We start from the raw sequence: 20,657 nt of genomic DNA on the forward strand, positions 1-20,657 counted from the left end.
ATGCTCCGTCGTTCCCGCCGAGGGCCGCCTTGGCGCGGGAACGACGAGTTAGTGGCCCGGCTTGAGCGCCGCCAGATCCACGCTGATTCTCTCGGCCATGCTGCGCGCCAGCTCCCGCTCCCCAACGAACACCTGGCTGCCGGTTTCCTTGCGCAGCAACTCCGCCTCTTCCTCGTTATGCGTGCGCACCAGCGTCCGAATCCCCGGATTGAGCGCGCGCGCCGTCTCGATCATGGCGCGCACATGGAAGGTATCCGGCGTGGCGATCACCAGCAAGGCCGCGCGCGCGATGTGCGCCTGGATCAGCACCGCCGGTTCGGCCGCATTGCCCACCACCGCCGCAATATCGTGCTTGCGCAGCTCTTCGACCAGTTCGCGGTTCTGCTCCGCCACCACGATATGCACGCCCTGCGCCGTGAGCGAGGCCGCGATCATGCGTCCGACCCGCCCGTACCCGACCAGCACCACCTGGCCGCTCAAACGTTCCTGCGGCACCGACATCGGCAGCTCGGCCAGCGGATCGGTCGAGCGCTCCACCTTGCGCGCCGCGTCCGAGCGCGCACGCAAGGCGCGCTGCAGCGGTTCGATCAGCTTGAACAGCAGCGGATTGAGCGCAATCGAAATGATCGCCCCCGCCAGAATCAGGCTCTGGCCTTCTTTCGGCAGTAAACCAAGCGACATGCCCAAGGCGGCGAGGATGAACGAAAATTCGCCGATCTGCGCCAGGCTGGCCGACACCGTCAGCGCCGTATTGAGCGGATAGCGCAGCGCGATCACCAGCGCAAAGGCCACCAGCGATTTGCCGAACATGACCACGGCCACCACCGCCAGCACGCGCAGCGGGCTTTCGACCAGCACCATCGGATCGGCCAGCATGCCCACCGAGACAAAGAACAGCACCGAAAACGCATCGCGCAGCGGCAGCGATTCTTCGGCCGCGCGGTGGCTCAGGGGCGACTCGCGCAGCACCATCCCTGCAAAGAACGCGCCCAGCGCGAACGACACGCCGAACAATTCCGACGAACCATAGGCGATCCCCACCGCTGTGGCGACGACGGCCAGCGTGAACAACTCGCGCGAACCGGTGCGCGCCACGCGCCACAGGAACCACGGGAACAGCTTGCGCCCGACCACCAGCATGAAGACGATGAAGGCGGCCACCTGGCCCAGGGTGATGCTAAGGGTCTTCCAGATGTTCGCGCCGGGGCCGGCGGCAACGCCGTCCGGGCCTGTGCCACCCAGCGCACCGGCCAGCGCCGGCAGCATGACCAGCATCAGCACCGTGACCAGGTCCTCGACCACCAGCCAGCCGACCGCGATGCGGCCATTGATCGAATCGAGTATGCCCAGGTCTTCCAGCGCCCGCAGCAGCACCACCGTGCTGGCCACCGACAGCGCCAGGCCGAACACCAGGCCCGCGCCCAAACTCCAGCCCCACAGATACGCCATCCCGATCCCCATTCCGGTCGCCGCGCCGATCTGCAGCACCGCGCCGGGAACGGCGATGCCGCGCACTTCCATCAGGTCGTCCAGCGAAAAGTGCAGGCCGACGCCGAACATCAGCAGCATCACGCCGATTTCGGCCAGTTGCCCGGCCAGCGCCACGTCGGCCACGAAGCCCGGCGTGGCCGGGCCGATCACGATTCCGGCGGCCAGGTAGCCGACCAGCGCCGGCAATTTGAAGCGCACGGCGATCATGCCGAATATGAGGCCGAAGCCCAATGCGGCGGCGATGGTGGTTATCAGGCTGATGTTGTGGTGCATACGGACGCTCTCCTCGTGATGGGCGGAGCCCCCAGTATAGTTTACATGAGCCTGTACAGACGCTTACGGGATGGTGGCCAGCGCCAGCAGCACCTTGCGCACCGAGGCGCGCACCGCCGCGAATTCGTCGCGGCGACCGGTTTTATCGAGCCGGAACAGCATCAGGCCCTCGATCTGCGCCACCATCAGGATGGCGCGCTGGCGGTATTCGTCGTCGCCGATGGCGGGATTGAGGCCGTGAATGAGCTTGAAGATGGCCTTGCGCTCGCGCCCCATCATGGTATCCATCAGGTTCGAGGCGAAGGCGTTGCGCGAGGCCAGGGCCCAGATCTCGAAAAAGATCGCGTGCGTCACCGGGTCGGTGATCTCGTCGAGGAACATGTCGCAGGTGGACAAAAACTGGTCCAGGCGCGGCTCGCCCGCCATGGCCGCCGAAATCGAATCCATCTTCGACTGGAACAGGTCCATCGTATAGAGCAGCAGCGCTTCGAGCAGCGCATCCTTGCTCTGGTAGTAGTGCTGCACGTTCGACAGGCTGATGCCCACAGCCGCCGCCACGCGCCGCATCGACAGCCCGGCATACCCTTCGGCCGCCAGCACGCTGCGCGCCGCGCGCAAAATGTCGTGGGCCCGCCCCAAGCCTTTTTCGGTGGTGACGGAAGGCTTGTGTCTGAGGGCGCTGGCGAGGGTAGGGGACATGGGCGCGATTATCGCATGGTGCTATGCAAAGCAGGTCGGCTGACCTATAATCGGCGCACTAGGTCGAGCGACCTAGTTCATAAAAATATCCAGGAGACGCGCATGAGCCGCAACGTTTTTGTCACAGGCGTGGGCATGATCCCCTTCGCCAAGCCGGGCGCCAGCGCGCCCTACGACCAGATGGGCGCCCTGGCCACGCGCCAGGCGCTAGACGATGCGGGCGTGGCCTACGACGACATCGAGCAGGCCTACGCCGGCTATGTGTACGGCGACTCCACCAGCGGCCAGAAGGCGTTGTACCAGGTGGGCATGAGCGGCATCCCGATCGTCAACGTCAACAACAACTGTTCGACCGGATCGACCGCCCTGTTCCTGGCGCGCCAGGCGATCGCCAGCGGCGCCGCCGAATGCGTGCTGGTGCTCGGCTTCGAGCAAATGAGTCCGGGCGCGCTCGCATCCGTGTTCGCCGACCGTCCCAGCCCGTTCGAGCCGTTCGACGCCGTGACCGATGAACTGGTCGGCATGCCCGGCATTCCGCTGGCGCTGCGCTACTTCGGCGGCGCCGGCCTGGCGCACATGAAGAAGTACGGCACCCCGTTCGACGCCTTTGCCAAAATCCGCGCCAAGGCCAGCCGCCACGCCGTGAACAATCCGCTGGCGTTGTTCCGCAAGGAGGTCAGCACCCAGGACGTGCTGGACGCGCCCATGATCTGGCCGGGCGTGATGACGCGCCTGATGGCCTGCCCACCGACTTGCGGCGCCGCCGCCGCCGTATTGGTGTCGGAAGACTTCGCGAAAAAGCGCGGCCTCAAGGCCGACGTGTACATCGCCGCGCAAGCCATGACCACCGACCGCGCCAGCACGTTTGAGTCGGGCGACATGATGCGCCTGGTCGGCTACGACATGAGCCGCGATGCCGCCGCCAGGGTGTACGCGCAGGCCGGCATCGGCCCCGACGAACTCGATGTCGTCGAACTGCACGACTGCTTCGCCCACAATGAGCTGATCACTTACGAGGCACTGGGCCTGTGCCCGGAAGGCGGCGCCGACAAGTTCATCAGCGATGGCGACAACACCTACGGCGGCAAGGTCGTCACCAACCCGTCCGGCGGCCTGCTCTCGAAAGGGCATCCGCTGGGCGCGACCGGCCTGGCCCAGTGCTTTGAGCTGACCCACCAGCTGCGCGGCAGCGCCGGCGCGCGCCAGGTGGACGGCGCCCGCGTCGCCCTGCAGCACAACCTGGGCCTGGGCGGCGCCTGCGTGGTCACCATGTATCGAGCCGCGTGAATCGGGCCGCATCATGGAAATGAACGTATGCGGCGCCTCGCCCTGGATGACCGGCGAGCTCGTTGGCTTTCGCGACAGCGTGCGGCGTTTTGTGGCCAGCGAAGTCGCGCCGCACCAGCAGCGCTGGCGCGAGCAGCAGCACGTCGACCGCGATCTGTGGCACAAGGGCGGGGCCATGGGTATCCTGTGCGCCGACATTCCCGAGCAGTACGGCGGATCGGACGGCAGCTTCGCGCACCAGGCCATCGTGTTCGAAGAACTGGGCTATGCCGGCGACATGGCCTTCGGCATCCACGTGCACGCCATTGTCGCCCACTACCTGCTGAACCAGGGTACCGAAACGCAAAAGCGCAAGTACCTGCCCAAGCTGGCAAGCGGCGAGATGGTGGCGGCGATCGCCATGTCGGAACCGGGCGCCGGCTCCGACCTGAAAGGCATCCGCACCAGCGCCGTCAAGACGGCCGATGGCTACAAGGTCAATGGCTCCAAGACCTTCATCTCGAACGGCTACCTGGCCGATCTGGTCGTCGTGGTGGTCAAGACCGATGCCGAGGCGGGCGCCAAAGGCGTTTCGCTGCTGTTGATGGAAACCAGGGACAATCCCGGCTTTCGCGTCGGCCGCATCCTGGAAAAGGTCGGGCAAAAAGGCCAGGACACGTGCGAACTGTTTTTTGACGACGCCGATGTGGCGCTCGACAATGTACTCGGCGGCGTGGAAGGCCAAGGCTTTGCCCAGTTGATGACCGAGCTGCCGTACGAGCGCACCATTCTCGGCGTGGCCGGCGTGGCCGCCATCGAACGCGCACTGCGCCTGACAGTCGACCACACGCGCGAGCGGCGCGCCTTCGGCCAGGCCCTGATCGAAATGCAGAATACGCGCTTCGTGCTGGCCGAGATCAAGACCGAAGCCACCATTGCGCGCATCTTCATCGACCGCTGCATCGATGAAACGATCAAGGGGCGCATGGATACGGTGACCGCCTCGATGGCCAAATACTGGATCTCGGACCTGCAATGCAAGGTGGTCGACCAGTGCGTGCAGCTCTTTGGCGGCTACGGCTACATGCTCGAATACCCGATCGCCCAGATGTACGTGGACGCGCGCGTGCAGCGCATCTACGGCGGCGCCAATGAGATCATGAAGGAAATCATCGCCCGTTCGCTTTAGGAGAACACCACATGGCAGGACCGCTGGCAGGAATCAAGGTGATCGAAATGGCCGGCCTCGGACCGTGTCCGTTTGCCGCCATGATGTTGGCCGACATGGGAGCGCAAGTGATCCGCATCGAGCGCAAGAGCGCACCCGGCGCGGCCACGCCGTTCCCCATGCTGGGCACGAAATATGACGTGCTGGCGCGTGGCCGCCGCTCGCTGGCGCTGGACCTCAAGCAGCCGGCCGCCCAGGCGATCGCGCTCGAGCTCATCGTCAAAGCCGACGTGGTGCTGGAAGGCTTTCGTCCCGGCGTGATGGAGCGCCTCGGGCTCGGGCCGGACGCCTGCCTGGCGCGCAACGCCGCGCTGGTGTACGGGCGCGTGACCGGCTGGGGCCAGAGCGGCCCGCTGGCGCAGGCGGCGGGGCACGACATCAACTACATCGCCCTGACCGGCATGCTGCACGCGATGGGCCGTGCCGATGCGCCGCCGGCGCCGCCCCTGAACCTGGTGGGCGACTTTGGCGGGGGCGGGATGATGCTCGCCTTCGGGGTCGTCTGCGCCATGCTGGAAGCGCGCGGCTCGGGCAAGGGCCAGGTGATCGACGCCGCCATGACCGATGGCGCGGCGCTGCTGGGCGCCATGATGTACGGCCTGCGCGCGCAGGGCGGCTGGAGCGGCGGGCGCGAAGCCAACCTGCTCGACGGCGGCGCCCATTTCTACGACACCTATGCGTGCGCCGATGGCAAATTTGTCTCGGTCGGCGCGATCGAACCGCAGTTCTACGCGCTGTTGCGCAAGCTCGCCGGGGCCGACGATCGCGCTTTCGACGCGCAGATGGAGCCGGCCGGCTGGCCTGGGCTGAGCGATAAACTGGCGGCCTTGTTTGCGCGGCGCACGCGCGATGAATGGTGCGCGCTGCTGGAAGGGAGCGACGCCTGCTTCGCGCCCGTGCTCGATCTGGACGAAGCGCCGCACCATCCGCACAACGCCGCCCGCGCCACCTTCGTGGACGTCGACGGAGTCGTGCAGCCGGCGCCCGCGCCGCGCTTCTCGCGCACCGTTCCGGAGCTCAGTAGTCCACCGGCCTGGCCCGGCCAGCACAGCGCGCAAGTGCTGAAAGACTGGGGCTGGGATGACGATGCGATTGCCGCCCTGGCGGTGCAGGGAGTCATTTAACCGGATGTGACGCATGTGTGGCCTGATTAACCAGCGCCTGGGGCGATCAGGAGTAAGATCGGTACGGTTAAACACCATGCGGAGGCACTATGCAAGATACCCTGAGCGGCGCTGAGTCCTTCCCGGACGATGGCACGGCCGAATCTGAAGCGATTCCGGGGCGCGACCTGTTCATCGTCGCCAAATTCTTCACGCCGACCGAAGCGCACCTGGCGCGCAGCTTCCTGGTCGCTTCCGGCATTCCGGCGGTGGTGGCCGATGTGAATCACGCCCAGGCCGACCAGTTCCTGCTGCCCGCGATGGGCGGCGTGCGCGTGCTGGCGCCCGAAGAATACCTGGAACAGGCGCAGGAACTGCTGGCCGCGCGCGAGCACGGCGACTTTACCCTGAGCGACGATGCCGATGTCGGCCAGCCTGAAAACTAGGCTGCCGTCGACGTCCATCCTGGCAGGGCGCCGATGCGCGCTGCCAGGAAGTCCATGAACAGGCGCGCCCGCGCCGGCTGGTAGCGCCTGGATGGAGTCACCAGCGCCACTTGCTGCGGCGTGCCGCTCCACGCAGGCAGCACGCGCGCCAGTTGGCCCGCTTGCACCAGATCGTGCACCAGCCACTGCGGGCACAGGCCGATTCCGGCGCCCGCCAGCAGGCTGTCGCGAATCGCCAGTGCGTTATTGACCCGATAGCGCCCGCGCGTCGTCACCTTCATCACCTCCGCACCACGCTGCAAGGCCAGCTCGTCGCCATCGGCAAGCCACGCGAAGCGAATGAACTCGTGCCGCGCCAGGTCCTCCGGCTGCCTGGGGCGCGCATGCGCCGCCAGGTACACTGGTGCTGCAACCAGCCAGCGCGGTGATGCCGCAATCGTGCGCGCCACTGCATCGGGCGGTAACGGTCCGCCCAGGCGCACCGCCACGTCCACGCCATCGCCCACCAGGTCGACGAAGCGGTCATTCAAAATCAGCTCGATCCCGATGTCCGGATGCAGCGCCAGGAATTCCTGCGCCAGTGCGTTCAGGTGGAACTGGCCCAGCGCCACCGGTGCATTCACGCGCAGCAGGCCTGTCGCCTGGCGCGCGTGGCCGCGTACGTCGGCCAGCGCATCGTCGTATTCGTCGAGCAGGCGGCGCGCGCGCTCATGAAAGCGCAAGCCTTCGGCCGTCGCCAGCAGGCCGGTGGTGCTGCGCTCAAGCAGGCGCACGCCAAGGTGCGCCTCCAGCGCGGTGATCGCCTTGCTGACCGTCGGCTGCGTGGTGCCGGCCTCGCGCGCCGCCGCCGACAGGCTGCTCAGGTCGAGCGCGCGGGTGAACAGGTGCATCAAGCGCAGGGTATCCATCGTCACTCCTTATTCCAGATTGGAATGGATGATAGTCGATCCGGCCCTCTACCGGCACAATGCGGAATGGCCTACCTTGTGCCTTCACTTCATTCAAGGGGAAATGCCATGTCGGGATTACGCACGCTGCCGGTCTTGTTATTGTTGTCATTCCAGGCTGCCGCCGCCAGTCCGCCGCACTGGGTGGCCAGCTGGGGCGCCAGTCCGCAGGCGCGCTGGGACCAGGATTTTGTCCTGCCGGTGGGCATGCCGGCGTCGTTCGAACAGCAGTCGGTGCGCGACGTGGTGCGCCTGAGCGTGGGCGGCAAGCGCCTGCGCATCGTGCTGTCGAACCGCTACGGCGCCACGCCGCTGCACGTGGGCGGGATGCGGGTTGCACTGGCCGGCGAAGGGGCTGCGCTGGTGGGCGCAAGCCACGCGGTTACCTTCGGCGCCAGTGCCAACGCCAGCGCGGCGCCCGGTGCGGTGCTGGTCAGCGATCCGGTCGACCTGCCGGCCGGCGCACTGGCGCGGCTGGCTGTGACCACTTACTACCCGGCGCATACGCCGGTGTCGACCTTTCACTGGGGCGGCCAGCAAACGCCGTATCTGGCGCACGGCAATGCCACGGCGGCGACCGACCTGCCGGCGGCCGCGCGCTTTGCGGGGCGCGCATTTTTGACCACGGTGCTGGTCGAGGCGCCTGCCGCGACGCGCAGCGTGGTGGTGCTGGGCGACTCGATCACCGACGGTAACGGCTCGTCGCCCGACCGGGACCGGCGCTGGACCGACGCGCTGGCGGAGCGGCTTGCGCCAAGCGGTGTGGGCGTCGTCAATGCAGGCATTTCCGGCGCGCGCCTGCTGGGGGACCGCATGGGCGCCAATGCACTGGCGCGCTTCGACCAGGATGTGCTGGCGCAGCCCGGCGTGGCCAGCGTGATCGTCATGATGGGGATTAACGACATCGGCTGGCCAGGCAGCCCGTTCGCGCCGGGCGATGCCGCTGTCAGCGCGGAGCAGGTCGTCAAGGCCTATCGCCAGCTGATCGCGCGCGCCCGCTCGCACAAGCTGCGCATCGTCGGCGCCACGCTGCTGCCGTTCGAAGGCGCGCTGGCCGGTACGCCCTTCGAAGGCCATTACAGTCCCGCCAAGGAAGCGGTGCGCCAGCAGGTGAACCGCTGGATCGTGGGCAGCGGCGAGTTTGATGCGGTGTTCGATGCCGATGCGGTGCTGCGCGATCCGGCGCGGCCGTCGCGCATGCGGGTCGATTACGATTCGGGTGACCATCTGCATCCGGGCGACGCCGGCTACCGCGCCCTGGCGCAGGCGCTCGATGTGAGCGCAGTGATGGGGAAAAGCGCACGCGGCATTGAACCAGATGGCGCCCGGCGGCGTCCAAGGAGGTGAGATCACCTGCCAAGGAGTTGCCCATGAACGATTTTTTTGACGCGCGCAACAAGAAGCTGATGCGCGACCTGCAAACCGCCGCGCTCAATGTGCTCGACCATAACCAGACTGAAGCGCTGTGCCTGCCGATCGACGGCACCGATCCGCCGCTGTATGTGTTTGTCGGCGACGCCGCCGCGCTGACGCGCGTGTGCGCGATTATCGACAGTGGGGGTGGGCCGATGAATTTTACGTAGCAGTGTGAGTCGATATTGCAATCCTAAAAAGCGAATCATCGCTTCTCAACTAAGTTAATTGGAACTATCGCGCCGGAGCGCCGACGTCGGATTATTGTGAACTTTACAATAATCGTCAAAATCATCAGCATTCAACGATCAAAGGCAATTCATATGGTTGAGACGATCTCTGCATTTCTAGTCAAAATGGGTGCTCGTTTAGGTGGCATTGCGCGTGCGACCAAGGTCGGCCTTAAGGGAACTGATTTGGTTGGCGAGGTATGGATCGCCGCAAGCGAGATCGCGGACCAGCGCGGTCGATCCATTGACTTTCAAGACCTCGTGGACCAGGAGCTTATCCTCGCGCACGTATACAGCCAGATACGCAAACAGGGCGATTGGCGTCTTCACAGAGCTGTCAGCATCGACTCGGTGTCTCAGGAAAATCTGCCTTGGTCAGAGCGGATTGCAGATCGGGCATTGACTGATCCACTTGACGCTCGTGAAAACGATGAGGCGTTGGCAGAGCAGGCCATGTTGCTCGCTGCGAGTTACTCCCAAGCGAAGGCATATCTCGTAGTGCTCGCTAATTTCAAGAGCGATCGTCCGAGATTATGTTCCTACTTGATGGTTTCTCTTGGCGTTCTTGCGTACCGGATGAGTAATGCTGCCGAGATCGTCACGAGACAAGGGTCGCTCTTTGATGGGAAGCATGTTATCGATAGCGGGTTCATGCCAATGGCAGGGCGCCGCTTGGCTATCGCCTTGCCGTGCCAGTATGGGAAGGGCGCTGTTCAAGGAGAACTAGATTTTTAGACAAGATGACTCTTCGTCCGGGGCGGAGTCGCAACATCGCTGTGTTCCAAGGTCAAAAGCAAAAACCCGCAGGCCTGTTGAAGACACTGCGGGTTTTTGTTTGAAGCAAATTCTTGGTGGGATAGGTGGACTCGGATTGTGGTCTGTAAGCCGCACTGGCACTCACTCTCGCATATTCCAGCACGGTTTCTGCCCCTAAATCTGCCCCCAAATATTTTTGTGTCTGCCTCTAGGCAAAAATCGTTGGTAATGGCACACGTGTACTCGTTTGACCATCACGCCGGCTTGTGCCGACAGTAAGCACGCGTAACTTAGTTGCAGTCGAGACCTGCGAGCCCTCCAAAAACGCCCATGCCGCAACGACCCCCCGACCCTGTTCTATGGCGATCGCATGAGTGATCATATCGGCGGTTTCACTGTCTTGCCGTGCTTCTTGAAAGGAATTGTCGGAGGACATTGGAGCTGCCTTTATTCGGAGTGAATCCCCACAGTAACACGTGGTCCACGCAATGAGGTAAATGCATGGCGATGGCGGAGCAAAATTCTTTGACGCTGGACTGTGGGTTCGCATTTGAAATGCAACCCTTCGGCGCTTTCTCGCGCACGCGCGCGCACAACGCTGCTGGTTGCCGGTCATGCGATCGAGAACCCCGATTCGGGGGCCTGGCGTTTTGTGGGTTAGCGTTAAATTCGAGGGTGAGCGCGGTCCTGTGTGGGGGATATGCCCGAGGTTTTGACCCGCCCTGGGGAATCTGAGGCTATGTCAAAAAACCGTTTTTCTATTCTGACTGCGCGAATAAATGGGTAGAGCGCGGTCCTGTTCTGCGTGGCCGTGCAGAGTTTCGATGCCCCCACTCTGGGTCTGATTCTGGGGTCGGGTGCCGTTCCAGAAAAATATTCTCAATTCGCGGTTGTGCGCATCGAGGGTCGGAGCGGTCCTGTGTGGGCGACCTTCCGCCAGTCTCGACGGGCCTCCCCCTCGCGTGGGTTGGATTCCAAGTCTGACCCTATGCGCACCTGGCGCCAGACGCAAAAAGGCCCAGCGTGTGAGGCTGGGCCAGTCCTGCATCAGACTCAAGGATGACGTCCTGCAGGTCTCACGGTTTGTCGTGCGGGCCACTCATGAGTTACGCCCTGCTGCCACGTTATGGGAGGAACACGCCCTTGATCAGCACTTCAGGACGGTTGACGGTCAGAGCCAAACGCTCTTCGGCCAGGATCGCCAGCAGGTTGCGGGTGAAGTAGTCCGCATGTTGGGTAGCGATTTCGACAGTGGCCTGCTGGCGGTCGTACAGCCGTGCAGCGCGGGCGAAGTCCCCTACCATGAACTCTGTCTCCCCCATCACGTCGGTGACCACGACAGGCACACGCCACACGCTGGCGCGGCCGTTGTCATCGGTCACGTTGTACGAGAACTGGTAGCGGCCTTCCTTATCCTTGTCCAGCTCGAGGCGCTCCAGGCCGATCGGATTGATGACGATGCCAGTGGCCACGCCGCGCGCCAACTGCACCTGGGTGATGGCACGGCGCAGTGTGTCGCTTGGGGTGTCACCAGTAACGTGACGAATGTAGCCTGTCGCCACAGTCCACATGCCCATGATGTTGGCGCCGGTGCCGGTGCCTTTCAGGAGTTGAGCATCCTCGGCAAGCTGGAGAGCATCGCGCAGCTCAGTGTCGATGTAGTCGGCCAGCATCACTTCATCATCGAGAGCCTGGCGCGAGGCTGGGATCCATACCGCGATGGTGCGGACAGGCGCGGACTCGAGCGCGATGTTCAGGCCGATTTCCGATTTGGTGTCACCTTCGACTACTTGGACCGCTGCGGCGCCAGTGCGAACACCCTTGAGGTATTCGATGCTGGCCGCTGTGGTCGGTCGGGTAATCAGCAGGTCACGAACGGCAGTGCGGCGCCCCATGGTTCCATAAATCTCGGTGTCACGTGCGGCCTGGACGCGTACTGCGCTACTGGTCACGGTTGCCTTCTGACCCAGCTCGAATCCCTTAACGGAGATGCGCAGGTTCTTGATCGAACTATCGCGCAGCATACTCAGGCCGTCGCTCTTGAGTACGAGAGAGCTTACCGATGGGGTGCCGCTATCGTCACCGCCTTGGCGTCGCGCGCCCTTCTGCTCAAGCTCCATGATTTGGGCGCTCGTCTCTTGTTTGAATTCCTTGAGCTCGGCGGCGGTTGCGTCGATGCGTGCGTTTGCCGACTTGGTCAGTTCGGTGATGGCCTGGGCCACGTCGCCGGCGCCGCCGTGTTGGTCGCCGTAGGATTTGGTCAGCAGGGGTGTGGTGTTGGTGTTCTGAGTTTTCATTGGGATGCTTTCGTAAATTGTTGAGTGGCGGCTTTGAGCGCCGCGATGATTTCGTTCGATGGGTCGGGTGCGCCAGACAGGGAAAATCCCTTGGCGGCGATGTGCCGTGCTTCGCTTCGTGAGAACCCGATTTGCTCCATTGCCTTTTCAAATGCTCGGAGCGTGGTCGGCTTGATCCCTGCTGCTTTCACTTCGCTGATCCGGGCCGACGAATCGGCAGGCACGGATACCACTGAGATTTCCGCCAGGTCGATAGCGGTCAGGACGTTGACCCCTTCTCGCATCTTGGCGCCACCTTTGACGACCCGGTAGCCGATGCTCAGGCCCGTGATATCGCCAGCACGAAGGTGCTCAAAAGCTTGCTGGCCGGCAGTCGTCTTGAGGTTGATCTGTCCGGTTACCAGAAGCCCGCGTGAGTCCTCGGATATTTCGACCCATCGCCCGATTGGCGTGTCGGCTTTGTGCGCCCACAGCATGACTGGGGCGGTGCCTTGGGCGCGGTGGTGTGCCAGTGAGGCGCCGAAAGCGCCCTTGGCAACTTGGTCCCCGTACGAGTCGATACCGCCGAAAACGGAGGCGTAACCTGTGACGATTCCTTCGGCCTGCGAGCGTACTTCCAGGAGTGGTAGAGAGTGAGATAGCGACATTATGTGGATCCTTTAGTCCGAGCGAAATTGAACACCGTTGAAGGTGTCGATTTGACTTCGGCAGGCATCCCGCGCTGCTGTTGAAGTGGACCGGGCTTGCATCCCGCAAGCTCGATCACTGACCGTAAGTTTACGTTACTCCTGATCAATTCGCAACTCCGGTGATGCCGTTTCCGATGGTTTGCACAGTCGCCAGGGTGCGATGCGTTCCTTCGCGTTCGACAGCAACCAGGCTGATCTGGTTAGCGCCGTGGCGGTCGATCGTGATTTCGATGCCGACGCGCCCGCCACCGGCCAGCAAGCGGTTAAGACCCTCCTGCTTTTCCAGGCCAAGGTCGACCATGAGGGTGTGCATCAACGTGCCGGATGCGCGGACCAATGCGGCGCACTGGGCGGACAGGTCGGCGGCGTTTGCGGCGGGGATAAATTTGTCAGTCATTTTGTGCTTTCAGTAGGGTGGGATGCGTTCAGGGTGCGCAGCTCGGCGCGGAACCATTCGATTGCTGTGGGGATGCTTGCCAGGCTTTGGGAAGCGGCGACGGCGTGTAGGCGCTGCTTGGCCTCTTGGCTGACCTGGGCGCTGTCGCAGTACGTCGCGATCAACGTGTTCAATTCAGCGATCAGGCCCAGCCAGACGGCGGGCGTGCGCGGCTGCACAGAGATTGCGGCCATGGCTTCCGCTTCCTTGCGCGTCAACCCGTCAACCTCCATGAACTCGGCCACCAGGTCGATGGCGGGGTTGGTCGACAGGTGCGCGAGCAGTGCCGCCTTGTTCGCCCGGACCTTTGCGGATACCGCATTGACGGCTTCGGCCGGGCCGCGAAGCTTGAGACCATCGCCGGCCAGGTAGACAGAAACGCCAGCCGCCGAGCAGTTGTCGATCAGTGCTTGCGGGCTCATATCGACACCTCAACGGTCGTATCCGCACCGTCCGTCGTGTCACAAGAATCCGGACAAGAAACACAAGAAACACACTCAATTTCTGTGGATTCTTGTGTTTCTTGTGGTTTGTTGTGGTTTGTTGACGGTGATTTGTTGGGTAAATACCAATTCCATCCGCTGGTTTTGCTGCCAGGCTCCTTGGCGGATTCGATATTGAGCTTTGCCTTTATCCGCATTGCAGACGTCCACGAATACCCCGCGTCACTGACTTCGGCCTTGACCATCTTGGCGGGCATCTTGCCGCCGTTATCGGTCAACATGTCGATCAGCATCTTCTGCAAGTCGCCCGGATTGTCGCCAGCCTCGCCGTTCTCGTCATGCTCGACCTCGCCCAAGATTTCGCGGGCGGTCCCCTCGATCGTGCCTTCCCAAACCGCATGTGTCGCCTCGATGCCGCCGTCAATCGTGACCATCTGCAAGCCGTAGGCCACGCCGCCATCGTCTGGCGCAATGTTGGACTTCGCACGCGCCAGGACGCGCCGACTGCTGTCTTCTTCCTTTGCGGTGACCAGCACCATGCGGGCCAGCGCGCCGAACGCCTGGGAGCCGATTACGCGGTCCTGGGGCGACTTGCCGGCGCCGCCCTTGGCAAAGTGCGTAATGCCGATGACAGCGCAGCTATGAGCCTCTGCGAAGTCCACAACCGCCTGTAGGCTTCGGCGCACATCGTTGGCGCGGTGCATGTCGCCAGCGACAGCCGACACAATCGGGTCGATGATCAGCAGTGACACCCCGCCAATGCGGTCCACGGCCCTGTGCAGCTCCGGGATATCCTGCGACGGATCGAACGGCACGCTCTCGCCGTTGTGAACAATGCCCTCGATGAAGTGACAGCGGTTCAGATCGGCACCCGATGCGATCAGGCGGGGCACCAGCGTGTCATCGGCCACATCCTCACTGGACCAGACCAACACATTGCCTTTACGGTGGCACGGGCTACCGTCAGGCCAGCGCCCGCCAGATGTCAGCACCGCCGCAAGAGCCAATGCAAGCGTGGTCTTGCCGGTGCCGGCCGCACCAGCCAGGATCGTCAGTTTGCCGGCCGGGAGCCAGCCCGGCCACAACCAGGTGATGGGCAGCGGCTTGATGTCGTTACCACACCGGATTTTCACCACCCGGCTTTCGGGCGGAGCGGTAGGGCGCATGCTTGGAGGCTGTGCCGGCTGGTGGGCTGGCAATTCGAAGTGCACAGCTTTTGAGAGCGCCTCGACTAGCGCTTCGTCGCCCTGGCGCTGGGCCAGGTCGTTGAAGTCAGTTGGGTTTCCTTCGTCGGATTCGAACTCCGGCACTGCGAGCCAGCCGCCGACCGCGCGCGCTGCGGCCTTGGCTTTCTCCACTCCCACGTTGCCGACAGTGTTGAACCGGTCGTTGTCAGAGCATAGGATGATCTGGACGCCTGGCAGTTTGCCGCGCAGCGCCAGCGCCACCGCCTCCAGGTTGCCAGCGTTGAAGGCGACAGCTACCGGATGGCCGAGGGCCGCGAACAGGCTTGCACCTGTGGCGAACCCTTCGCAGACCAGCAGGGTATCGGTTGGCTTGCCGCCGAAGCTGTAATAGCAGCCCTTGACCTTGCCGTGCGACTTGAGGCGCTTGGTGCCATCCTCATAGATGAACTGCAAGCTGGTGACCGCGCCGGCAGCATCGCGGATCGGCACGATCAGGGTACGCTTGTCCTTGAACTCTTTCAGGCCGTAGGGCTTGATCCCTTTGCGTACGCAATAGGGGTTGTCGTCGGTCGCCTCTTGGGCGCCAGCCAGGACGCGCACGCACACCGCCGCCGCGTCGACTTCGAGCTGTAGGCGCGTGTGCTCGGCTTCCTGGCGGGCCTTGTCCACCCGTGCCCGGTACTCGGCATTCTCTATCGGCGTCATTTTCTGGTCAGACTTGCCGCACCACTTCTCCGACAGGTCGGTTTTCCAGTTGCCGAATGCCCCAGCGGGCACCCCGTCGCCGTGCAGGATGTACCAGGCTGATTTATTGCCTTTCTTGTCGTCGGCGGCATCAAAGCGGCGGCGCTTGCCGTCCGCGATGATCTCGGCCGGCGCCAGGTCGTAGACGGCCATTGCTGCGCCGAACTCGGCCTCGATGTTGGTCATGGTCGCTTGCATTGTTACGCCTCCGCCCGTGGTTGGAAGTCTCGACCGTCGATCAGGGCGTACGCGTCCATGCCGTAGTGAATCGCTGCGAGACAGAGAAGCTGCTCACGTCCGCCGCGTCCGGTCTCTTGGAACTGGTCGATGACACGCAATACCGACTCGACCGAATGGGCAAGCCACTCCTCGCCGTTCTTGTCAACGAAATAGATCCACGGCTTTTGGTCGCTGTCGCTGTTCAGGCCCAGGTCGCCGCCAGTGAAGCGGTAAGGGGGCACAGGGAATTTCACCGCAACAGGGGCGTTCATGCGGCACCGCCGATTTTTGCGACAGCGGCGCGCCAGATAGTCTTGCCTTCCTCGATACCAGCGAAGTAGGCATCAGCCGCGGCTGTGCCCGCCTGATACGGCATGTCAAAATCTTTGCGCTCAATGCGGTGCTCAAGCGCCATGCGTGCGCCGGCCTTGTACTCCTGGCTGCGCGGCGTGCGACCGTTGTAGAACGCGGTTTGAAAAAGCTGCTCGACGGACAGGGTGCCGACTGATGATGGGGAATGTTGGGATGTGGTGGTGCTAAACATGATTGTTTCCTCGTCGGTTGTTAAACCGCGCAACCCGTCGCCAAACGGGGTGAGCAGCAAATGGCGGGGTTGGCGAACCGGTGACAAAGGAAACCGGCATACCCGAAGGTATCCCCACCACTGCCGCTCATAGAGGACGCAATGGTGCAACGGACGAAAAAAAGCCGCCTGGTGGCGGTTGTCCGCCTTTGTCAATTTCAGGTCGCCAAACCCGGTCGCTTCTTTTTTCGCGACAGGGACAGTATCTGTCCACGCTTTGATGGCTGTCAAGCAGTTTGTGCTATTTGGTTTTTCACCGTGTGGGGACGAATTAAGCATGGGCTACTCCATCCAGCACATAGACACCGACGCGGTGAAGGTTGCCACTTTCCGTTCGCTCTGCACGCATTACAGTTTTTATGCGACTGCCAGCGCGGCGCAGTTCATGAACCCGCGCTCGCGGGTCGTAGCAGTCGAGATACCGCGAACCTTCGAAAGTGGTCACACTGCCCATTTTTTGGATAGCGGTCAAAATGCGCTGCCGTTGAGAAAACGAATCGGTTCCGGGCATCGCGGCCAATATTGATGCCATGATTCCGGCGCGATCCAGAGGGTGATTATTTGGAGGCGTGCTCATTGTGCGGCCCCGGCTTGGGCGGTCGATGCGGCGGCGCGATAGTTAATCGGATCGGCAAAGAATCGGTGCAGCTCGCGATTTGAATAACAGGTGCAGCGTTCCGATAAGCGGACGGCTGGCGGTGCTTTGCCGGCATTGACCAGTTGGCGGTATTTCTCACGGCTGACTGGGGAGAAAGGTTCTATCTGCTTCCAGCGGCTCATGCCGTCCACTGGGAGAGTCTTACTGAGTTCGGCGGTTTGATTTGCCATGATTGCCTACCTTTGCATGTTGCCGCCAGACTTCGGCGGGTTGATGCAAAGGTTATGCAAAGACAGAGTCGAAGAATAGATGGGTGAGTTCATAAAACTCACCTGGTGAAACATTGAATGGAGGGGGGAGTTCTAGCTTCTGCGGGGCAGCGGGGGAAGGGGAGGGGGCTGGCATTGCGCCGCCCGAAAGCTAGTGCCAGGGCCGATTTCAGGGGTGGGTGGGTTAGCCACCAAGGCTGGGTGGGGGGCCTCCATCAACCTCCCAATTGCAAATTTTTGAGACCTCCGCTATTGCGGTTTTATTTATGTCGCCAACTTGGTATTTGTGTTGTTCACTGGCGCGTTTATGGGTAAGCCCCAGGGCCGAGCTATTTTTTTCTAGCCATGCTGCCATTGCCGCCATCGGCATTTTCCCGCGTCGGAGGTTTTCATCTTCCATTGCCTCCCAAGCTTTCACAGCAGCAGCAAGTTTTGCCGAATAACGGGGATGACTGGTATCTAGATATGCAGGCGTAAATATCTCTGGTTTATGTACTATTTTCTCAGTCGATGGGCTGATGTTGTCAACTTTGTTGCGTGCTAATAATTCCTCGTCTTCTCGTTTATATCGTTCAAAAAGACATGCGCTCCAATACCCGCATAATAGTCCTAGGCTGAGAAGTCCCATGCAAATACCAACGCGGTACTGGCCCGTAGAAATTTTAAATATAGCCATCGCGGTGGAAGCCGCCCCTGTGGAAATGATCAGGGAATAGAGCCCCATTGTTTTAGTCGAATGATATTTCAAGAAATGCCCCTTGCCTTTTTAAATTGGAAGCCATACTGGAAGAGAAAAAGGGCAAACTCTTTTTTCCCGCCGTCGCGGTAGGCATGGCTAAACTTGTCCTGGTAATAATTTCACTTTGCAGTTCGTAATTTTTCTATATAGTTTGTATACTCTTGCATCATCACTCGCCGCTCATCCAAGAACATCGCGCGGTCGTATGCCTCTCCGTAGGCATCGCCCGATGCGTGCGACAGCTGGCGGTCCACAACCTCATGGCGGTATCCCAAGCGTTCCTTGATGACCCCCATCGCCAGCGAGCGGAAGCCGTGGCCGGTCATCTTGCCGGCATAGCCCATGCGCTTGAGAGCCGCCAGGATGCCGAAGTTGGTCGCCGGCTTGGTGTGATCGCGCATGTTGGGGAACAGGTACTTGTTACCACCTGTGATTTCGTGCAGCTCGCGCAGCAGCGCCCAGCCCTGGCGCGGCAGAAACACATGGTGGTTTACCTTGCGCGGGTTGACCTTCTTTTTGCCCATCTTCATGCGGTGCCAGTCGATGACCCAGGACTCGTTCACCAGGTCGATTTCTGACCAGGGCGTCTCGGTCAGCTCACTGGTGCGCACGAACGTCATCATCATCAGCCGGAACATGACCTTGGTCGGCACGAACATGCGCCCCTCGATCTTGGCGAAGGCTTTCAGGAAGTCCGGCAGGTCGTCGGCGGTGATGGCGGCATGGTGGCCGCCTGCGGTGGGCTTGAGAGCGCCGCGTAGGCTCGGCACGGGGTCTGTGTCGGCCTTGCCCGATGCGATGGCGTACCGGAACACCTGGCCGCACACTTGCCCCTGGCGCTTTGCCATGTCGAGAGCGCCACGCTTTTCGATCTGCCGCAGAACGTCCAGGATGACCGGAGCCTTGATTTCCGCAATTGGGTGCCGCCCGATTAGTGGGAATACGTCGACTTCCAGCCGGTGAATGATGTTCGCCGCCGTGCGGGGTTGCCAGGAATCCAGCTTGTTGGCGTGCCACTCGCGCGCCACAGCCTCGAACGTGTTGCTCGCTAGTGTTGCTTTCTGCTGTTTCTCGATGCGGCGGGCCTGGGCCGGGTCCACGCCGCCGGCCATTTGCTTGCGGGCCGCGTCACGCTTGTCACGGGCCTCCGCGAGCGACACCTCGTCGTAGGAACCGAACGATAGGCGACTCTCTTTACCGTTGGCCTGCTTGAACTTCATGCGCCATAGCTTCACACCGGTTGGCATCACCTCCAGGTAGAGCCCGCCGCCGTCAGCAAGCTTGTACGGACGGTCCTTCGCCTTGGCGTTTTTGATGGTTTTGTCAGCGAGAGGTAGAACAATTTTTGGCATCTTGGGGGCATCGCCTTTTGGGGGCATCGGTTTGGCCCCCAAGACTGCCCCCAAAATACATAGGTGTCAATGGGCAAACTTTGGCGCTATAGGCGTAAAAAAACCCCTAAGCGTTTGATTTCTTAGGGGTTTCTTGGCAAACTTGGTCATACTTTGCCATGTTTTTGGTGGTGATAGGTGGACTTGAACCACCGACCCCAGCATTATGAATGCTGTGCTCTAACCAACTGAGCTATATCACCCGACAGACAAAGATTATAAAGATCCGATTTTGAAGTGTCAAGGCTCTGCGATTATTTTTGCTGCCGGGCTACGATCATGTCCAGCATCTGCCCGGCAGGGTTGTCACTCAGGCAATCAATCACCACCCGGTCCGGCATCGAACGCAGCCAGGTCAGCTGGCGCTTGGCCAGTTGGCGGGTGGCGATGATGCCGGTTTCGCGCAAGGCGGCGCGGTCGATCTTGCCATCGAGATAATCCCATGCCTGGCGATAACCCACGCAGCGCATCGACGGCAAGCCCGCGTGCAGGTCGCCGCGCGCGCGCAAGCCGGCCACTTCGGCCACGATGCCGGTATCGTCGCGCATGCCCAGCATCTGGTCGAAGCGGGTCGCGATGCGCGCGTGCAGCACGCCGCGGTCCGATGGTTCCAGTCCGAACGAGAGCAGCTCGAACGGCAGCTCGGTCTTTTCGCGTTTGGCCAGCAGCTCCGACATTGGCTTACCCGAGATGGCGATGATTTCCAGCGCGCGGTTGATGCGCTGGGCGTCGTTGGGCGCGAGGCGGTCGGCCGTTTCCGGATCGAGCGCGCGCAGCTTGTCGTGCATGCCGGGCCAGCCGATGATGGCCGCTTCGGCGTCGAGCCGCACGCGCAGGGCCGGATCGGCCACCGGCAGGTCGTCCAGGCCATCGGCCAGGCCCTTGAAGTACATCATGGTCCCGCCCACCAGCAGCGCCAGTTTGCCGCGCGCGCTGATCTGCGCCACCAGGCGCAGCGTATCGTCGCGGAACTGCGCCACCGAGTACGATTCGGTCGGGTCGATGATGTCGATCAGGTGGTGCGGCGCGCTGGCCAGTTCCTCTGGCGTTGGCTTGGCGGTGCCGATATCCATCTGGCGGTACACCAGCGCCGAATCGACGGAGATGATTTCGGCCGGAATAGCGCGCGCGATCGCCAGCGCGGCGGCGGTCTTGCCCGACGCGGTCGGGCCCATAATGGCAACGGCCATTGGTTTCATTGCGTGATCCT

Annotated in this window: 22 protein-coding genes and 1 tRNA gene; 7 read left to right on the forward strand and 16 right to left on the reverse strand. The window is 62.2% G+C overall.

The features are described 5' to 3' along the window. Positions 1-48 precede the first annotated feature (48 nt). Both F1609_RS01555 and F1609_RS01560 read right to left on the reverse strand, forming a co-directional pair. Complete coding sequence (locus tag F1609_RS01555) at positions 49-1,764, reverse strand: cation:proton antiporter domain-containing protein (protein ID WP_167073970.1); 1,716 nt, start codon at positions 1,762-1,764, stop codon at positions 49-51. A gap of 63 nt (positions 1,765-1,827) precedes the next feature. Further along, a complete protein-coding gene (locus tag F1609_RS01560) occupies positions 1,828-2,463 on the reverse strand; it encodes a TetR/AcrR family transcriptional regulator (RefSeq protein WP_167073972.1) in 636 nt (211 codons plus the stop codon). A gap of 102 nt (positions 2,464-2,565) precedes the next feature. Here F1609_RS01560 and F1609_RS01565 point away from each other — a divergent pair, with 102 nt between their 5' ends. From F1609_RS01565 to F1609_RS01580, 4 genes are all read left to right on the forward strand, one after another. Beyond that, a complete protein-coding gene (locus F1609_RS01565; RefSeq protein ID WP_167073974.1) occupies positions 2,566-3,750 on the forward strand; it encodes a lipid-transfer protein in 1,185 nt (394 codons plus the stop codon). 13 nt (positions 3,751-3,763) lie between these two features. Further along, positions 3,764-4,918 (forward strand): acyl-CoA dehydrogenase family protein, encoded by a 1,155-nt coding sequence (locus F1609_RS01570; RefSeq protein WP_167073976.1) that lies wholly within the window; start codon positions 3,764-3,766, stop codon positions 4,916-4,918. An 11-nt stretch (positions 4,919-4,929) separates the two neighbouring features. Beyond that, positions 4,930-6,081 carry a CaiB/BaiF CoA transferase family protein gene (locus F1609_RS01575; RefSeq protein ID WP_167073978.1) on the forward strand — a complete coding sequence of 384 codons (1,152 nt, stop codon included), beginning with the start codon at positions 4,930-4,932 and terminating at the stop codon, positions 6,079-6,081. An 89-nt stretch (positions 6,082-6,170) separates the two neighbouring features. Then, positions 6,171-6,506 carry a putative signal transducing protein gene (locus F1609_RS01580; RefSeq protein ID WP_167073980.1) on the forward strand — a complete coding sequence of 112 codons (336 nt, stop codon included), beginning with the start codon at positions 6,171-6,173 and terminating at the stop codon, positions 6,504-6,506. Here F1609_RS01580 and F1609_RS01585 read toward each other — a convergent pair. After that, a complete protein-coding gene (locus tag F1609_RS01585; RefSeq protein ID WP_167073982.1) occupies positions 6,503-7,414 on the reverse strand; it encodes a LysR family transcriptional regulator in 912 nt (303 codons plus the stop codon). The two genes, F1609_RS01580 and F1609_RS01585, sit on opposite strands and share 4 nt — an antisense overlap. Positions 7,415-7,522: 108 nt before the next feature. Here F1609_RS01585 and F1609_RS01590 point away from each other — a divergent pair, with 108 nt between their 5' ends. From F1609_RS01590 to F1609_RS01600, 3 genes are all read left to right on the forward strand, one after another. Next, positions 7,523-8,800 (forward strand): SGNH/GDSL hydrolase family protein, encoded by a 1,278-nt coding sequence (locus tag F1609_RS01590; protein WP_167073984.1) that lies wholly within the window; start codon positions 7,523-7,525, stop codon positions 8,798-8,800. 23 nt (positions 8,801-8,823) lie between these two features. Further along, positions 8,824-9,036, forward strand: a complete 213-nt coding sequence (locus F1609_RS01595) for a hypothetical protein (protein WP_167073986.1) — start codon at positions 8,824-8,826, stop codon at positions 9,034-9,036. Positions 9,037-9,189: 153 nt separating this feature from the next. Next, positions 9,190-9,831 carry a hypothetical protein gene (locus tag F1609_RS01600; protein WP_167073988.1) on the forward strand — a complete coding sequence of 214 codons (642 nt, stop codon included), beginning with the start codon at positions 9,190-9,192 and terminating at the stop codon, positions 9,829-9,831. Positions 9,832-10,976: 1,145 nt separating this feature from the next. Here F1609_RS01600 and F1609_RS01605 read toward each other — a convergent pair. The 13 genes from F1609_RS01605 to miaA all read right to left on the reverse strand — a co-directional run bounded on the left by F1609_RS01605 (position 10,977) and on the right by miaA (position 20,646). Continuing rightward, complete coding sequence (locus F1609_RS01605) at positions 10,977-12,149, reverse strand: phage major capsid protein (protein WP_167073990.1); 1,173 nt, start codon at positions 12,147-12,149, stop codon at positions 10,977-10,979. Continuing rightward, positions 12,146-12,796 carry an HK97 family phage prohead protease gene (locus F1609_RS01610; protein WP_167073992.1) on the reverse strand — a complete coding sequence of 217 codons (651 nt, stop codon included), beginning with the start codon at positions 12,794-12,796 and terminating at the stop codon, positions 12,146-12,148. The genes F1609_RS01605 and F1609_RS01610 overlap by 4 nt, the downstream gene beginning before the upstream one ends. 145 nt (positions 12,797-12,941) lie before the next feature. Then, positions 12,942-13,235 carry a hypothetical protein gene (locus tag F1609_RS01615; protein WP_167073994.1) on the reverse strand — a complete coding sequence of 98 codons (294 nt, stop codon included), beginning with the start codon at positions 13,233-13,235 and terminating at the stop codon, positions 12,942-12,944. Next, on the reverse strand, positions 13,232-13,696 hold the full coding sequence (locus tag F1609_RS01620; protein WP_167073996.1) for a hypothetical protein: 465 nt from the start codon (positions 13,694-13,696) through the stop codon (positions 13,232-13,234). The genes F1609_RS01615 and F1609_RS01620 overlap by 4 nt, the downstream gene beginning before the upstream one ends. Next, complete coding sequence (locus tag F1609_RS01625) at positions 13,693-15,834, reverse strand: AAA family ATPase (protein WP_167073997.1); 2,142 nt, start codon at positions 15,832-15,834, stop codon at positions 13,693-13,695. The genes F1609_RS01620 and F1609_RS01625 overlap by 4 nt, the downstream gene beginning before the upstream one ends. Positions 15,835-15,848: 14 nt before the next feature. Next, positions 15,849-16,139, reverse strand: a complete 291-nt coding sequence (locus tag F1609_RS01630; protein ID WP_167073999.1) for a hypothetical protein — start codon at positions 16,137-16,139, stop codon at positions 15,849-15,851. Next, complete coding sequence (locus F1609_RS01635; protein WP_167074001.1) at positions 16,136-16,729, reverse strand: hypothetical protein; 594 nt, start codon at positions 16,727-16,729, stop codon at positions 16,136-16,138. The genes F1609_RS01630 and F1609_RS01635 overlap by 4 nt, the downstream gene beginning before the upstream one ends. After that, positions 16,722-17,027: a helix-turn-helix domain-containing protein gene (locus F1609_RS35185; protein ID WP_308609334.1), complete on the reverse strand. Its 306-nt coding sequence runs from the start codon at positions 17,025-17,027 to the stop codon at positions 16,722-16,724. Before F1609_RS35185 ends, F1609_RS01635 begins: the two co-directional genes overlap by 8 nt. Next, a complete protein-coding gene (locus tag F1609_RS01645) occupies positions 17,024-17,278 on the reverse strand; it encodes a helix-turn-helix transcriptional regulator (protein WP_167074003.1) in 255 nt (84 codons plus the stop codon). The genes F1609_RS35185 and F1609_RS01645 overlap by 4 nt, the downstream gene beginning before the upstream one ends. Positions 17,279-17,501: 223 nt before the next feature. Beyond that, entirely contained in the window at positions 17,502-18,065 is a 564-nt protein-coding gene (locus F1609_RS01650) for a hypothetical protein (protein ID WP_167074005.1), read from the reverse strand. Positions 18,066-18,175: 110 nt separating this feature from the next. Beyond that, positions 18,176-19,408, reverse strand: coding sequence for a tyrosine-type recombinase/integrase (locus F1609_RS01655; RefSeq protein WP_167074008.1), 1,233 nt, complete (start codon positions 19,406-19,408; stop codon positions 18,176-18,178). 165 nt (positions 19,409-19,573) lie between these two features. Further along, positions 19,574-19,650, reverse strand: a tRNA-Met gene (locus F1609_RS01660). Between the two features lie 51 nt (positions 19,651-19,701). Further along, positions 19,702-20,646: a tRNA (adenosine(37)-N6)-dimethylallyltransferase MiaA gene (gene miaA, locus F1609_RS01665; RefSeq protein ID WP_167074010.1), complete on the reverse strand. Its 945-nt coding sequence runs from the start codon at positions 20,644-20,646 to the stop codon at positions 19,702-19,704. Positions 20,647-20,657 lie beyond the last annotated feature (11 nt).

The sequence above is a fragment of the Massilia aquatica genome (genome assembly GCF_011682045.1).
GTDB classification, from domain to species: Bacteria; Pseudomonadota; Gammaproteobacteria; order Burkholderiales; family Burkholderiaceae_D; genus Telluria_A; species Telluria_A aquatica.

Coding starts and splice junctions, on each gene's coding strand:
- F1609_RS01645 (WP_167074003.1), bottom strand. CDS start 17,278: ATGGCAAATCAAACCGCCGAACTCAGTAAGACTCTCCCAGTGGACGGC.
- F1609_RS01560 (WP_167073972.1), bottom strand. CDS start 2,463: ATGTCCCCTACCCTCGCCAGCGCCCTCAGACACAAGCCTTCCGTCACC.
- F1609_RS01615 (WP_167073994.1), bottom strand. CDS start 13,235: ATGACTGACAAATTTATCCCCGCCGCAAACGCCGCCGACCTGTCCGCC.
- F1609_RS35185 (WP_308609334.1), bottom strand. CDS start 17,027: ATGAGCACGCCTCCAAATAATCACCCTCTGGATCGCGCCGGAATCATG.
- F1609_RS01595 (WP_167073986.1), top strand. CDS start 8,824: ATGAACGATTTTTTTGACGCGCGCAACAAGAAGCTGATGCGCGACCTG.
- F1609_RS01625 (WP_167073997.1), bottom strand. CDS start 15,834: ATGACCAACATCGAGGCCGAGTTCGGCGCAGCAATGGCCGTCTACGAC.
- F1609_RS01580 (WP_167073980.1), top strand. CDS start 6,171: ATGCAAGATACCCTGAGCGGCGCTGAGTCCTTCCCGGACGATGGCACG.
- F1609_RS01565 (WP_167073974.1), top strand. CDS start 2,566: ATGAGCCGCAACGTTTTTGTCACAGGCGTGGGCATGATCCCCTTCGCC.
- F1609_RS01600 (WP_167073988.1), top strand. CDS start 9,190: ATGGTTGAGACGATCTCTGCATTTCTAGTCAAAATGGGTGCTCGTTTA.
- F1609_RS01655 (WP_167074008.1), bottom strand. CDS start 19,408: ATGCCAAAAATTGTTCTACCTCTCGCTGACAAAACCATCAAAAACGCC.
- F1609_RS01575 (WP_167073978.1), top strand. CDS start 4,930: ATGGCAGGACCGCTGGCAGGAATCAAGGTGATCGAAATGGCCGGCCTC.
- F1609_RS01605 (WP_167073990.1), bottom strand. CDS start 12,149: ATGAAAACTCAGAACACCAACACCACACCCCTGCTGACCAAATCCTAC.
- F1609_RS01620 (WP_167073996.1), bottom strand. CDS start 13,696: ATGAGCCCGCAAGCACTGATCGACAACTGCTCGGCGGCTGGCGTTTCT.
- F1609_RS01570 (WP_167073976.1), top strand. CDS start 3,764: ATGGAAATGAACGTATGCGGCGCCTCGCCCTGGATGACCGGCGAGCTC.
- F1609_RS01585 (WP_167073982.1), bottom strand. CDS start 7,414: ATGGATACCCTGCGCTTGATGCACCTGTTCACCCGCGCGCTCGACCTG.
- F1609_RS01610 (WP_167073992.1), bottom strand. CDS start 12,796: ATGTCGCTATCTCACTCTCTACCACTCCTGGAAGTACGCTCGCAGGCC.
- F1609_RS01635 (WP_167074001.1), bottom strand. CDS start 16,729: ATGCTTAATTCGTCCCCACACGGTGAAAAACCAAATAGCACAAACTGC.
- F1609_RS01630 (WP_167073999.1), bottom strand. CDS start 16,139: ATGAACGCCCCTGTTGCGGTGAAATTCCCTGTGCCCCCTTACCGCTTC.
- miaA (WP_167074010.1), bottom strand. CDS start 20,646: ATGAAACCAATGGCCGTTGCCATTATGGGCCCGACCGCGTCGGGCAAG.
- F1609_RS01590 (WP_167073984.1), top strand. CDS start 7,523: ATGTCGGGATTACGCACGCTGCCGGTCTTGTTATTGTTGTCATTCCAG.
- F1609_RS01555 (WP_167073970.1), bottom strand. CDS start 1,764: ATGCACCACAACATCAGCCTGATAACCACCATCGCCGCCGCATTGGGC.